General features: G+C 53.0%; 12 protein-coding genes and 1 pseudogene. 5 read left to right on the top strand and 8 right to left on the bottom strand.

Going from position 1 to position 13,087, the window contains the following annotated elements; translation table 11 throughout:
• The first annotated feature begins 246 nt into the window (after nt 1–246).
• The 3 genes and pseudogenes from GUC22_RS15935 to GUC22_RS15925 all read left to right on the top strand — a co-directional run.
• Entirely contained in the window at nt 247–1,305 is a 1,059-nt protein-coding gene (locus tag GUC22_RS15935; RefSeq protein WP_004224164.1) for a diguanylate cyclase, read from the top strand.
• 354 nt (nt 1,306–1,659) lie between these two features.
• Complete coding sequence (locus GUC22_RS15930; protein WP_014228923.1) at nt 1,660–2,352, top strand: EAL domain-containing protein; 693 nt, start codon at nt 1,660–1,662, stop codon at nt 2,350–2,352.
• Nucleotides 2,353–2,986: 634 nt separating this feature from the next.
• Nucleotides 2,987–3,154, top strand: a pseudogene (locus GUC22_RS15925) (isocitrate/isopropylmalate family dehydrogenase); the annotation flags it as partial.
• A gap of 156 nt (nt 3,155–3,310) precedes the next feature.
• Here GUC22_RS15925 and GUC22_RS15920 read toward each other — a convergent pair.
• Nucleotides 3,311–3,697 (bottom strand): tautomerase family protein, encoded by a 387-nt coding sequence (locus tag GUC22_RS15920; protein ID WP_102650268.1) that lies wholly within the window; start codon nt 3,695–3,697, stop codon nt 3,311–3,313.
• 5 nt (nt 3,698–3,702) lie between these two features.
• Complete coding sequence (locus tag GUC22_RS15915; protein WP_024359522.1) at nt 3,703–4,005, bottom strand: carboxymuconolactone decarboxylase family protein; 303 nt, start codon at nt 4,003–4,005, stop codon at nt 3,703–3,705.
• A gap of 100 nt (nt 4,006–4,105) precedes the next feature.
• Between GUC22_RS15915 and GUC22_RS15910 the strand changes: the two genes are divergently transcribed.
• The gene (locus tag GUC22_RS15910; RefSeq protein WP_160183641.1) at nt 4,106–4,990 is read left to right on the top strand and encodes a LysR substrate-binding domain-containing protein; all 885 of its coding nucleotides are present in this window, start codon (nt 4,106–4,108) and stop codon (nt 4,988–4,990) included.
• 71 nt (nt 4,991–5,061) lie between these two features.
• On the opposite strand, the gene GUC22_RS15905 is transcribed toward GUC22_RS15910, so the two are convergent.
• Entirely contained in the window at nt 5,062–6,846 is a 1,785-nt protein-coding gene (locus tag GUC22_RS15905) for a sensor domain-containing diguanylate cyclase (RefSeq protein WP_102650265.1), read from the bottom strand.
• 75 nt (nt 6,847–6,921) lie between these two features.
• Nucleotides 6,922–8,109: an HD-GYP domain-containing protein gene (locus tag GUC22_RS15900; protein ID WP_024359519.1), complete on the bottom strand. Its 1,188-nt coding sequence runs from the start codon at nt 8,107–8,109 to the stop codon at nt 6,922–6,924.
• 278 nt (nt 8,110–8,387) lie between these two features.
• On the opposite strand from GUC22_RS15900, the gene fraE reads away from it, so the two are divergent.
• Entirely contained in the window at nt 8,388–9,431 is a 1,044-nt protein-coding gene (fraE, locus tag GUC22_RS15895) for a fructose-asparagine asparaginase (protein WP_024359518.1), read from the top strand.
• A gap of 36 nt (nt 9,432–9,467) precedes the next feature.
• Here fraE and fecE read toward each other — a convergent pair whose 3' ends face one another.
• The 4 genes from fecE to GUC22_RS15875 are packed head-to-tail and all read right to left on the bottom strand — an operon-like array spanning nt 9,468 to nt 13,083.
• A complete protein-coding gene (fecE, locus tag GUC22_RS15890) occupies nt 9,468–10,235 on the bottom strand; it encodes a Fe(3+) dicitrate ABC transporter ATP-binding protein FecE (RefSeq protein WP_102650264.1) in 768 nt (255 codons plus the stop codon).
• A complete protein-coding gene (gene fecD, locus GUC22_RS15885; protein WP_102650263.1) occupies nt 10,236–11,189 on the bottom strand; it encodes a Fe(3+) dicitrate ABC transporter permease subunit FecD in 954 nt (317 codons plus the stop codon).
• A complete protein-coding gene (gene fecC, locus GUC22_RS15880) occupies nt 11,186–12,184 on the bottom strand; it encodes an iron-dicitrate ABC transporter permease FecC (RefSeq protein ID WP_064411092.1) in 999 nt (332 codons plus the stop codon). The genes fecD and fecC overlap by 4 nt, the downstream gene beginning before the upstream one ends.
• The gene (locus GUC22_RS15875) at nt 12,181–13,083 is read right to left on the bottom strand and encodes a Fe(3+) dicitrate ABC transporter substrate-binding protein FecB (protein WP_024359514.1); all 903 of its coding nucleotides are present in this window, start codon (nt 13,081–13,083) and stop codon (nt 12,181–12,183) included. Before GUC22_RS15875 ends, fecC begins: the two co-directional genes overlap by 4 nt.
• Nucleotides 13,084–13,087 lie beyond the last annotated feature (4 nt).

Genomic DNA, 13,087 nt, shown 5'->3' with positions numbered 1-13,087 from the left:
AATCCTGTTGGGTTTTCATGTTTAAGGATATAACCCTAAAGTATTGCCTTTCATTAGATTTAAAACGTACAGATAGATTCAAGAAAATGGATGCAAAATGTTATTATTGATACGTTTATCAATAATTGAAGTGCAATCTTGTAATTTTCACATCCATGTTATAACTTTGTAATGCAGGGCGGTTTTATCTTGTAATTTAGTGGTTTAAAGTGATAGCGGCTCTTAGTGATTTATAATAGGCTTTCTATGTTAACAAAATTCCCAGATGAAAAATACATATCTGACAGAAATTCATCGTTTATTAAAAGAGTATATTTCTTACGTCAGATAGGTGTCGTTCTTTGCTTTCTTCCTATATATTCAGTCCTCCAGGAACAGTCACATCAAAAAATAACGATAGCCCTGTTAATTTTGAATGCACTCATCTGGCCATCGGTTGCTTATCTGGCAAGCATGATGTCGAAGGATATGCTGAGTACTGAAAAAAAGAATATGGTACTCGATTCATTCTGGGCTGGTATCTGGATAGCCGTAATGCAAGCTAGCCCAATTCCATCATTATTCATAATCTCCGTTCAAATAGCTGATCGCTATGCTGCTGGTGGATGGAAAATTTTAAAACCAGCATTAACGTGGATGATGATTAGTTTCGTGATAGTTTGGTTAGCAAATGATTTCAGATATACTATAGAATTCAGCACCCGAACGGTATTGCTTTCTTTACCGTTGGCAACCTGTTATCCCATAGTGTTGAGTGTTGTTTCAAGGCACTTATCTATAAAGTTGAGGAAAAGAAGGGAGTTACTGGAAAAACAGGCGCTGATGGATCCTGGCTTAGATCTGCCAAATCGCCGATTTTTTGAGCAAAAAATGGAAAGTGCTTTTCGTGCGACGCGTAAAAAGAGAATTCATTCTTATCTTATGCTCATTGATGTTGATAATTTTAAAAAAATTAATGATACATATGGTCATGAAGTAGGTGATGCGGTGTTATCTCGTATATCAACAATATTACGAGAGTGCGCTGGCGAGAAGGATGTGCCAGCAAGATTTGGTGGCGATGAGTTGGCTATTATTGTTAACAACAGTAATAGCAAGCTTGTTATAGCCATGGTTGATATAATTCAGGAAAAAATTAAAGATCTTTCATTGCCTTCTCATAAAGATATGTACTGTACTGTCAGTATCGGTATTTCTTGTGCAGAAAATAAAGAATCAATTATCGAGTGGATCAAAGAGGCTGATCAAATGCTATATGAAGTTAAACGTAATGGGAAGAATGGATATTGCATGCCGAATAATTGAAGATGAAATGATTTATTTTCTTATGATGTTATACCTATAAATGTTTAAGATGGTTTATTATCGGCATTATCATCGCAGATAAATTTCTTCGGAACCTCAGACACCTTCTCAACTAACGTTTGATATCTGGCACTAAATTATTAGTATTTAATAACACATTGATTTTATTGTGATTTATAATGAAATCATGTTTCTATTTTTACCTTTCACTTCATTTGATTTGAATTACCGATCAATTTGTGTCGTGTGATAGGTTTTGCCTATTGTTCGATCATGATCGATCATTTTAAACTATTTCTCTTTCATTTATAATTATGACACGATTAGGAATATTCTTAGTTCCGGTGTTTTTTTATGTTAAAGAACAGTGTGGAAATAGAATCCTGCAGGTTTGTTTTAGAACCATCTTACAAAAAAGATGGTTCTATTCATTCTTGGGAAATTCTCACGAAAAGTGTTAAAAAAAAGAACGCTAATGATTATCATGCTAATGAAGGTCTTTTTTGCTTCAGTTCGCTAAGCGATAAAGAAAAAATCGATGTGTTTAAGAGACAGATATTGACAATTGAAAAGCTTGATGCATCAAAATTGAAGTTCAAGCCAGTTTCGTTGAATGTTGACAGTCTTATTAGCGATTGTATTTTGAACGATAAATATATTGGTGATTACTTAAAAAACCAAAAAAACATTGCTTTTGAGATTAACGAGTATTTTCATGAATTCAATACTAAATGCTGTATGGTTGACTTAAAGTGTCTTTCAAAATTGTGTCCAGTATGGCTGGATGATTTTGGAAGGGGCTTAACAAGTTTAACAATTATTGATATGTTTAATTTTGAATGTATAAAAATTGATAAAGATTATTTCTGGGAAATACAGAGTGAGAGCGAATTCTTTAAAAGAATAAATAAAATAAAATCATACTGCAATTTCGTGATTGTTGAGGGAGTTGAGACAATAGAACAAAAAAATAAAGTACATTCTGTTGTTGATTGCGCTTGCCAGGGAAGGTTGTGGATGAGTGATTACTATTATGTTGAGATTTAAAATAAATGACAACAAAAGATGATAAATGTCCATTTTGTGGTGCAGTTTTAATTAATGAGGACCACTGCCACAGCTGCCATGCATTTAAGATTAAAGGCTATGTATCAAGAGACGCACGCAAGACAATTAATTTGATATCTATCTGCACATCTTTACTGGTAGCGCTCTTTGGGATCTTGGTTGTGTTTCTGGTATCTTTCGGTATCGGGACATATATTGCTATCATTGCGTTTTCTCTTATTTTATATTTTATTATGAAAAGGATTCTGCATATAAAAGAAGAACAAAAAGGGAAGATGGTTTGGAAAAGAGCAATCATTACATGGTAGGTAGTAATTAAATAATATAATGGCGCTGCTTGTTCCAATGCAAGCCTCGGATTCCGAGGCTTTTTTATTTTCTTTTCAAATCATGAGTTATAACACCGGAGATATTTAACCCGACTCACAGGGAGTAAGTATTATTGGCTAATAATTCACTATCCAGATGAGCTGAAAAACTCAAAGCCAGTTATCAAAACTGAAAATATACTAATGAATTTCAATAGGTTAGGGCTTAGGTTAAACACATTAATAACGTATCAAAAATACCTATTTTTCTATTTAAATCAACAAGTAATGATGTTATTGGTTAACTACTGCTGCGCCACATGCAGTGGTTCGAAGCGGCAGACCTGATCGTTAAAGGCACCGAAGGCGCTATCGCCGCCAAGACCGTGACCTATGACTTTGAACGTCTGATGGAAGGCGCTAAGCTGCTGAAATGTTCAGAGTTTGGCGACGCAATCATCGCAAACATGTAATCCCGTCTCTGGGTTAGACAAAAACGGGAGCCCATCGGCTCCCGTTTTTTTATTACACCTGAATGATAAGCCTGGCGCCGTTTTGCACAATGCGTTGGTCAGTGAGAGTCCTGGGGAGTCGGCCCGGCCAGGTAAAACGATACGGCATCACCATCATCACGCCTCCTCAGAGAGCAGCAGCCCGTGGCTGAAACTCCACTCATCGGCGGTATTGAACTGCATCATCACCATCACATCATCCGGACTAATATGCAGTTTCGTCTGCAGCCGCTGGCACAGGGTACGGCAGAAGTTCCTCTTCTGCTCCACTGAACGAGGCTTACCTGCCAGAAGATGGAACTGAATAAAACTGTCGCTGCGGCCAGCGCTTTTATAGCGGCGGTCGAACACATGCTGGTTCGCCGGCAGCCGTTCGAAAACCTGAAAGCGATCGTGGGGCGGGACGGCAAATTCTGCTTCAAGGCTCTGTTGCAGAATGTCGGAAATCTGCGTTATTTGCGCGTCGCTATAACCCTGATGCAGAGTGATACGAGTGAAAGGCATCGGCGTTACTCCTCTTGCAGGCATTCGAGGGCGGAAACCGCCGCGGGCCAGCCGGCGTAGAATGCCAGATGGGTGAAAACCTCAACGATTTCTTCACGGGTCAGGCCATTTTGCTGGGCGAAGCGGATATGCCAGGGGAGCTGCTGAACGCGGCCCAGCGCCGTCAGCGCGCCGAGCGTCACCAGGCTGCGCTCGCGGGGAGAAAGCGGTTCACGCGTCCAGATATCATTAAAAAGTACATTCTGACTCAGCTCGGCTAGCTTCGGCGCGATGCGAGCCAGGGTTTCACGATCGAGGGGGTTGGCCATCGTTATCTCTCCGTATTGACAATAACGTCATTCTGGCGCGCTGTTTCAATCCTGAAAATTGAATTATATTAGACCGTTCATCCCGTTTATCAGGACAATCATGAACAAGCTCCCACTCACGTTCGATCTCGACGCGCTGCGCAGTTTTGTCACCGGTATTGAATGCGGCAGCTTTGCGCAGGCGGTAGGTCGCCTCTGCCGTTCAACCTCGGCGGTGAGCGCTCAGCTGAAAAAGCTGGAGCAGCAGTGCGGCACCGCTCTGGTGGAGAAGAGAGGCCGCCACCTGGCGCTGACGCAGAATGGCGAGATAATTATGGGCTATGCCCGGCGTCTGCTGGCGCTGAACGATGAAGCGCTGCGAGCCCTGAATGGCGAACTGTTACAGGGTGAAATACGTATTGGTATGCAGGAAGATTTTGGCGAATCGCTTATGCCCGGAATACTTGGCGAGTTCAAGCGCCACCATCCGGGGATGCGAATGATTGCCCGCGTTGATCGCAACCGGGCGCTGCTCGAGGCGCTTAATAACAACGCGCTTGATATGGCATTGCTCTGGCAGCCGGAAAGCGCACAACGTGATGGCAAGTTGATTGCTCAGTGTCCGCTGGAGTGGATAACGCACCCGAAACTGGACATCGGCACGCTGCTGGCGGAGGGCAAGCCGTTGCCGTTGGTGATGCTGGACAGCCCGTGCCTGATGCGTTCCCGCGCCATCGACTGTCTGGACCGGGCCAACATCGCCTGGCAGGTGGTGTTTATCAGCCATAGTCTGAGCGGCATCTGGGCGGCGGTGCAGGCCGGACTGGGCATTACCGTACGTACGCGCATCGGCATGCCCGGCAACCTGCGCGTGGCGGGAAGCCTGCTGCCATCGCCGGGGAATCTCGGTATTACGCTGACGCACGGCCAGGGGAACGACGGGGTTCACGGAGCGCGGGCGCTGTTGGGGCAACTGATGGAAGACGCGCTATTAAGCGCGATGTGAGCGTTATTCACCCGCGCGTCGGCTTTCATGAGCACGGGTGAATAGGGCATCTTCGCCTTCTGGAACGAGGCTCAATCCGCCTTTAACATCCCAAAACTCACAATTCTCGACCGCCCCAGCTCTTTGGCCCGGTAGAGCGCTGCATCGGCCGCGCGCAGCAGGCTGTCGCTTTGCGTATGCTGGGGGTAGCTGGCGATGCCGATGGAGACATCGATCTGGCCAATCTCAGCGAGGCCGTAGCGTAGGGTCAACAGGTGCACGCTGTTATAGATATCGTTCGCGCAGACCATCGCGGACTGTTCATCGGTTCCACCCAGCAGCACCAGGAACTCTTCGCCGCCATAGCGGAAGGCCATGCCGATATCGCGCACCGCGCGTTGAATAATCGCGGCGACGCTTTTGATCACCAGGTCGCCCGCCTCGTGACCGTAACTATCATTAATCGCCTTAAAGTGATCTATATCGATCATCAGGCAGCTCAGCGGCGTGCCGTTGCGAACCGCCAGATTCATTTGGGTATGCAGAGCGTCATCCAGGTGGTGGCGGTTACGCAGGCCGGTTAAGGAATCAAACAGCGCCTTTTCCAGCAGCGCGTTGCGCAAACGCTGATTCGCCAGCGCCAGACCCAGCGCTTCGGCCATCAGTTCAAGATAGGCGCGGGAAGGGGCAGTCGCGGAAGTAACGTTGCTGAAGGATAGCAGGCCAATCGCTTCTCCCTGCGCAATCAGCGGCACGCATAGCGACTGATTAGCCTGCGATTCCGACAGGTGATAACAGGCGATATCCGGCTCACCGTTGACCGGCGGATGGCTCAGCCCGCGCCGCACGGCCCAGCAGTTATCCGGATGAAAGACGTCCGCTTCAAGCGGCGGAGAAAGCCACTGCGCCACGCAGCGCATCTGCCAGGGATCGGTATCAAGAATATACAGTCGCCCCGGGATCGCCGGGGCGATATTCGGCGCGAACAGTTCGGCAACCTTGATCACGTCCTCGAAGGATTCGCAGCCCTGTAAACGCTGGGTCATCCGCGCCAGCAGCTCGCGGACCGCCCAATCGGCGTCGCGCTCTTGTTCCAGCCGCTGGCGCGCCAGCCCGTTCTCGCGAAAGATGCGAATGGCTTGGGCCATATCGCCAATTTCATCAATCTGGGTAAACTGCGGCGTTTCAACCGCGTAATCCTGCGAGGCCAGCCGCTGCACGACATCGCTCAGACGGACGACGGGATACAGCACCCGCCGCTTAAGAATAAAGCCCAGCACAAACAGGAACATCAGCGCCGTGAGCCCAACCATGACCTCAGAGAGCGTACGCCAGATCCGCGATTTCTCCGTCGCCTCGGCAATGGTTTTATTCACCCGGCCTTCGAGCATCAGGCGAAAGTGGTCAAGCTGCGTCTGGACCCGCTCGAGCTCCTGCTCATAGGTGGTGCCGTAAAGCAGGTTGACCGCCTCTTTTTCCTCGCCCCTGGCAACCTGCGCCAGCGCCGTCCGCTGCTCGTCCTGGAGTTCATCGGCCATCTGTAACCCCTCGCGCAGCAGCGCCAGCTCTTCAGCGGTTGCGCCATTGTCTTTCAGCTTTACTAGCCGGCGTTCAATGGCGGTGATGGCCTGAGTTTGCTGCCGGTACTCCTGCAGCACATCCTGATTTTTTTTGATGATGTAAAGTCGCGCGAGATCGGAAAGCTCCCAGGCGCCGCTTTCCACTTCTTCGCTTAGCTGGTCGAACACCTGGCGTTGTTCGACGGCGCGGCGTTCGGCATTATCCGCACTTGAAGCCATCAGCATTGCGATGCCTGAGGCGAGGGTCAGGGCGACGGTGATCCCGTAGGCCCAGTTGGTCATGGTGGCGATTCTCACCGAATATTCCTTGCGTGCAGATGAATTATTTTGTTTTTATCGTTGCGCACCGGCTTCACCAGAAAAAGCCGGTGATTAAGGGGGCAGCGTGTGAGTAATAATAGCGTGCAGCGCTTCGGCATGCTGATGCAATATGCGATACACATCTTTATCCAACGCGCCATTTATAACATCACTCTCTATCAGCTGTAACGCTTGCTGACGGCGCATTCCTGGGCGATAGGGGCGGTCTTCGGTCAGCGCGGTGAATATATCCGCGATGGCGATAATCCGATCCGGTAGTTGCAGGTAATCCTCATTGAGATGAAGCGGATAACCGCTGCCATCCAGTTTTTCATGATGGTTTGCGGCCCAGTTAATTATCTCGCCGAGTTCGCTGAAGGTGCTAAGAATTTCGCCGGTCATATAGCTATGCTCGCGAACCTGAAGCAACTCTTCGTCGTTCAGCTCACCCTGTTTCTCGAGGATTGCCAGCGGAATATACACTTTGCCGATATCGTGCAAATAACCGGCAATCTCAATCTTCCTGCACTCCAGATCCGGCAGACTCATATAAGCGGCGAGGGCGCGCGAAATTTGACCAACCTTCAGACTGTGGCTGGCGGTAAAGCTGCTGTAGGTATCGACAATTTTGGCAATAAGTAGACAGATATCTTTCAGACCGTCGATATCGATATACACATCGTTGATGGGGCCGATGATTTCCAGCATTCGCTGAATATGTCCGGGATTAAGATGCAGCCAAAAATGCTCTTTTTCTGCGAGCTGGCACAAGGTCTGACACAGCGGCGGGTCGATCGCCTGGTAAAGCGCGCGGAAGTTATCAATACTCATATCGGTTTGATAGGTGGTCGCGCTCTTATCGCCAGGGAGCTGGCGTTCAAAAACGTCGGCAAAATAGACAATATGCTGTTCGAGGCTGCCTCTGTGGTTTGGGCTAAAATGGTGATCGCGGATAATCGGCAGGATGGGGGCCAGGGTGGCTAACCCGGCCAGCATTTCGGCTCCCCGGTGCTGATGTGGGTCATTGAGGTTATCGATGGCGTTCAGCGACGAAAACGCCCTTTTATCCCCCAGCACGCCAATGTCGTGCAGCAGCGCGGCGCAAAAGATAGTTTGCTGCTGCCGGCGCGATAGGCCCGATGCCTGCGCAAGCTCCAGCGCAATCAGCGCCGTGCGTTGCATATGCAGGTGTAATTCGGGATTAATTACTTGTATGACGCGGGAGGTAAGCATCAATGCTGATTTTAAGGCGATACGCATCGTTTTCTCCATCGCATTACCCGCATCGTGTTGGTCTATTTCGTTGATAGCGATGCCGACACGACAAAATAGATTGAATAAGTTGATTCTGATTTCGCTTTTATGTCATGCCCGTTTTTAGCGCGTTCCTGCACCAAAGTAGCGCTCAGAACGAAGTAAAAATCCTTTTTTGTCTGATAGTTAATCACTTTTAACAGGTAAAATATATTAAATCCTGGCAAGCCGTTTGCATTCTCTCTGCGCGAATATATTTAATATCTATTTTGGGATGAGTCATGATGAATTTTAGAGCATTACTGGCAATTACGTTACTGACGATAAGCGCTTTTGCATTTAGTGATACGCGTCTGCCGCATATCGTTATCCTGGCGACCGGAGGAACGATTGCCGGTTCGGCAGCCAGCAATACCCAGACTACCGGGTACAAAGCCGGCGCGATTGGCGTCCAGACGCTGATTAATGCCGTGCCTGAGATGAGCAAAGTCGCCCGCGTTGACGGCGAACAGGTTGCCAATATCGGCAGCGAAAATATGACCAGCGACATTATTCTCAAGCTGTCAAAACGCGTCAATGAGCTGCTGGCCCGCGATGATGTCGACGGCGTGGTGATTACCCACGGCACCGATACTCTGGACGAGACGCCTTACTTCCTCAACCTGACGGTAAAAAGCAATAAACCGGTGGTCTTCACGGCGGCGATGCGTCCGGCCACGGCCATCAGCGCCGACGGCCCGATGAACCTGCTGGAAGCGGTGACCGTGGCGGCCGATCCGCAAGCGAAAGGCCGCGGCGTGATGGTGGTCCTCAATGATCGCATTGGCGCCGCGCGTTTCGTTACGAAGACCAATGCCACAACGCTGGATACCTTCAAGGCGCCGGAAGAGGGCTATCTGGGCGTTATCGTGAGCGGCAAACCGCAGTTCGAAACGCGCGTGGATAAAATTCATACCGTGCGCTCGGTTTTTGACGTCCGCCAGCTTAACGCGCTGCCGAAGGTAGTCATTATTTATGGCTATCAGGATGACCCAGAATATATGTATGACGCGGCGATCGCGCACCATGCAGACGGCATTATCTATGCGGGCACCGGCGCGGGATCGGTCTCCGTACGCAGCGCGGCGGGGATCGAAAAAGCGGAAAAAGCCGGTATCGTGGTGGTTCGCGCCTCGCGCACCGGCAGCGGCGTCGTGCCGGTTGATGATGGCCAGCCGGGGCTGGTATCCGATTCGCTCAACCCGGCAAAAGCGCGCATCCTGCTGATGACGGCGCTAACGCAAACGAAAAATCCGCAGGTGATCCAGCAGTACTTCCACACCTACTGATTAACTTCGGGTAGGGCGCAGGGCGCCTTACCCGGGTTATTTCACCACGCACATCGGGCGCTGCGACATCGGCTCCGGGTGAATTTCCGCTTCCAGATGAAAGATCTCCCGCAGCATCTCCGGCGTCAGCACCGTTTCCGCTGAACCTTGAGCCCGCACCTGCCCCCCTTCAAGCACCACCAGATGATCGCAGTAGCGGCTGGCCTGGTTGAGATCGTGCAGCACGGTAACCACGGTTTTTCCCATCCGCTGCAGCTCGCGCATCAGCGTCATCAGTTCCACCTGATGATTAATATCCAGCCAGGTCGTTGGCTCATCGAGCAGCACCAGCGGCGTATCCTGCGCCAGCAGCAGCGCCAGAAAAGCCCGCTGCCGCTGGCCGCCGGAAAGGGCGGTCAGCGGCTGTTCCGCCAGCGCAGCGATGCCGGTGCGCTGTAGCGCGCTGTCGACCAGCTGTCGATCGTGCTCTGTAAGCCGACCCCATAGCGGTAGCCACGGACTGCGGCCATAGCCGACCAGCTCGCGTACGCTGACGCCTTCCGGAACGTGATGCTGCTGCGGCAACAGCGCCAGTCGGCGCGCCAGCTGACGCACGGAGAGGCGCGTTAAGGCGACATCACCGAGCCAGATCTCGCCGGCGAGCGGCGTTAGCAGGCGGGAGAAACACTTCAGCAGCGTTGATTTACCGCAGCCGTTTGGCCCCAGCAGCGCGGTGATTTTGCCGCCGGGCAGCGTCAGGTCGAGATGATTGATAACGTGTTTGCCGCCATAGCCGGCGGTGAGCTTTTGGGTTCGCAGTTCCATTTAACGCATTCTCACAAGCAGCCAGATAAACCAGGGCGCGCCGATAATCGCCGTCAATACGCCTGCCGGCAGCTCAAGCGGCGGATGCAGCGTTCGCGCCAGCAGATCGGCGAGTAGCAGAACCAGCCCGCCCGTCAGCGCGGACAGGGGCAATAAATAGCGGTGGCGACCGCCGAACAGGCGACGCACAAGATGCGGCACCACGAGGCTGATAAAGGCGATGGGGCCGCAAACCGCCACGCCGATCGACGCGAGGGCGACCGCCAGCGTCAACGCGTAGCCGTTAAGCCGGCGCACGTTGACGCCGAGGGTTCCCGCGCGGTCGCGGCCTAACGCCAGTAGGTCAAGATCGCGGCTGAGGGCGAAGCTTAAGGGCAGCAAAATCGCCAGCAGGGGTAGGGCGATGACGACGAACGAACCGTCCCTGCCCCACAGGCTGCCGGTCAGCCACAGCAGCGCGTTGTTGATCTCCTGCGGCCGGGAAAGTAAGAGGTAATCGGTCACGCTGGCCCAGCAGGCCGACAGCGCGATGCCGGTGAGCGCCAGGCGCATTGGACGGGAAAACCCGGCAAGCGCGATCGCGATCGTCATCGCCGCCATCCCGCCGATAAAGGCCAGCAGCGGCAACCACGGCAGGGGCAGGGACGGCAAAAACCACAATGCGGCCACCGAGGCCAGGCTCGCCCCGTGATTAATTCCCAGAATGTCCGGCGAGGCCAGCGGATTATGCACCACACCCTGAACCAGCGCCCCGGAAACGGCCAGCGCGGCGCCAATAATCAGCGCCAGCACGACGCGCGGCAGGCGATATTGCATAAGGACATAGTGATACTCGCTGCCCGCATGCCACCCGCCGAGCAGCACTTGCCACGGCAGCGGGATCGCGCCCATCCGCAGCGAGAAGAGGGTTAACAGCGTCAGCGCGAGCAGTAAAAAAACGATGCGTCGTCTCATCCCCGCCTCCTGACCAGCCAGACAAAACAAGGCGCCCCGACCAGCGCCAGCACCGCGCCCGCCGGCAGTTCACCTGGCCAGGCCAGCGCTCTGGCGAGAATATCGGCCAGCAGCATAAGCAGGGCGCCCAACACCGCGCTCATGGGTAGAAGAAAACGATGATCGTGACCTGCGCAAAAGCGCGCCAGATGCGGAACCAGTAGGCCAATAAAGGCCACCGGCCCGGCGACGCTGACGCTGGCGCCGGTAAGCAGCAACACGGCCGCGTTGATAAGCAGGCGCAGGCGCGGCAAATTCACTCCCAGCGAATGGGCCGCGGTATCGCCGACGTTGAGCAGATTAAGCGCGTTGGCCAGCAGGAATACGCCGGGAGCAATGAGCGCGAAAAAAGGGAAAAGCTGCCAGAACTCGGCCCAGCGCACGTGAGAAACGCCGCCCGCAAGCCAGGTCAGAATGCCCCAGGCGCGATCTTCCGCCAGCAGCAGGGTCATTCTGCTCAGAGCCATGCATAGCGCCGAAAGAGCAATACCGGCGAGGATCAGCCGATGGCGATCCAGCTGCTGGCGCCAGCCGCCGCCGGCGGTCATCACCAGCAACCAGCTTAGTCCGCCGCCGCAGGCGGCTATCAACGCCAGCGAAAAGCCTGCCAGCGGCGCCGGACTGAAGGCGCTGGTCAGCGCCATCGCCAGCGCCGCGCCGCTATTAATGCCCAGCAGCGAAGGCGACGCCAGCGGGTTATGGGTGAGCGTTTGCAATAAGGCCCCGGACATTGCCAGCGAGGCGCCGAGCATTATCGCCACCAGGCTGCGGGGCAGGCGCAGGTTAAGCACCAGCGCCTCCGCAAGCGCAGGCGTATCTGGCGCCAGCAGGGCGTGAAGCGCGTTTAACGGCGAAATCGGGATCGGCGAATAGCAGAACAGGCTCAACCAGAACAGGCCGGTGAGCGCCAGCAGCGGCAATCCCCAGATAAAGCGCGCGCGATGGAAGAGTTTCATGGTGCGATATCGACGGCCTGGTGGTGGACGATTTTCACCATATCGCTGGCGATACGCTCGGCGGCAACGATCCCGCGCATCCGCGCCCAGCTGTCGCTATCGACGGCGGCGACCTGCTGTTTTTGCTCGGCCTGCAGCATTGGCCACAGCGCGTCCTGCTGCCATTTTGTGACGATGCTTTCAGCGCGGTAGTGGGCGACCAGCAGCCATTGCGGATTTAGCGCCAGCAGCTGTTCGAGATTTATCGCCGCCATCGGCGCGCCGCCGTTCGGCAGCGGAACCTTCAGGCCAAGGGCCGCCAGCACGCTGCCGGTATAGGTTTGCGATGAATGAAGATTAAACTGCTGTTCGCGCGAGGTGCCAAACAGCACGCTGGCGCCAGCCGGCAGTTGACGGGAAAACGCCGCCATTTTTTGCCGGTGCTGCGCCAGACGCCGCTGCATCTCCTCGTCCTGACCCACGACTTTGCCGATAATCGCCGCGGACTGCAGGTTCTCTTCCCAGGTTTCATTGCGCGATTTCAATAGCAGTACCGGGGCAATCTGCCGCAGGGCGGCGTAGATCCCGGCATGGCGGCTGCTATCGGCAACGATCAGGTCGGGATGCAGCGCGCTGATTGCTTCCAGCGAAGGCTGAGCGCGGGTGCCCACCGACTGCCAGGGCTTCAGGCGCGCGCGTACGTCCGACAGAATACGCGACGGGTCGTTGTCATCGGCCACGCCAATCGGGCTGACGTTGACCGCCGCCAGCGCGTCGACGAAGGAGAGCTCAAGCACGACGATGCGCTGCGGCGTTTTATCAAGCGTAAAGCGACCGTGCTCATCCTGCACGGTGACGGCGAATACCGGGCCTGCCAGAAACAGCAGGCTGAAAATACACAGGCGAACAAGGCTAAACATAATC

Origin of the sequence: Klebsiella sp. MPUS7, assembly GCF_009905335.1 — a bacterium.
Taxonomy (GTDB): domain Bacteria; phylum Pseudomonadota; class Gammaproteobacteria; order Enterobacterales; family Enterobacteriaceae; genus Klebsiella; species Klebsiella grimontii.
The sequence above is the reverse complement of the archived record's forward strand: the minus strand, read 5'-3'. Positions and strand labels throughout refer to the sequence as shown.

Coding starts and splice junctions, on each gene's coding strand:
- GUC22_RS15935 (WP_004224164.1), top strand. CDS start 247: ATGTTAACAAAATTCCCAGATGAAAAATACATATCTGACAGAAATTCA.
- GUC22_RS15930 (WP_014228923.1), top strand. CDS start 1,660: ATGTTAAAGAACAGTGTGGAAATAGAATCCTGCAGGTTTGTTTTAGAA.
- GUC22_RS15920 (WP_102650268.1), bottom strand. CDS start 3,697: ATGCCTTTCACTCGTATCACTCTGCATCAGGGTTATAGCGACGCGCAA.
- GUC22_RS15915 (WP_024359522.1), bottom strand. CDS start 4,005: ATGGCCAACCCCCTCGATCGTGAAACCCTGGCTCGCATCGCGCCGAAG.
- GUC22_RS15910 (WP_160183641.1), top strand. CDS start 4,106: ATGAACAAGCTCCCACTCACGTTCGATCTCGACGCGCTGCGCAGTTTT.
- GUC22_RS15900 (WP_024359519.1), bottom strand. CDS start 8,109: ATGCGTATCGCCTTAAAATCAGCATTGATGCTTACCTCCCGCGTCATA.
- fraE (WP_024359518.1), top strand. CDS start 8,388: ATGAATTTTAGAGCATTACTGGCAATTACGTTACTGACGATAAGCGCT.
- fecE (WP_102650264.1), bottom strand. CDS start 10,235: ATGGAACTGCGAACCCAAAAGCTCACCGCCGGCTATGGCGGCAAACAC.
- fecD (WP_102650263.1), bottom strand. CDS start 11,189: ATGAGACGACGCATCGTTTTTTTACTGCTCGCGCTGACGCTGTTAACC.
- fecC (WP_064411092.1), bottom strand. CDS start 12,184: ATGAAACTCTTCCATCGCGCGCGCTTTATCTGGGGATTGCCGCTGCTG.
- GUC22_RS15875 (WP_024359514.1), bottom strand. CDS start 13,083: ATGTTTAGCCTTGTTCGCCTGTGTATTTTCAGCCTGCTGTTTCTGGCA.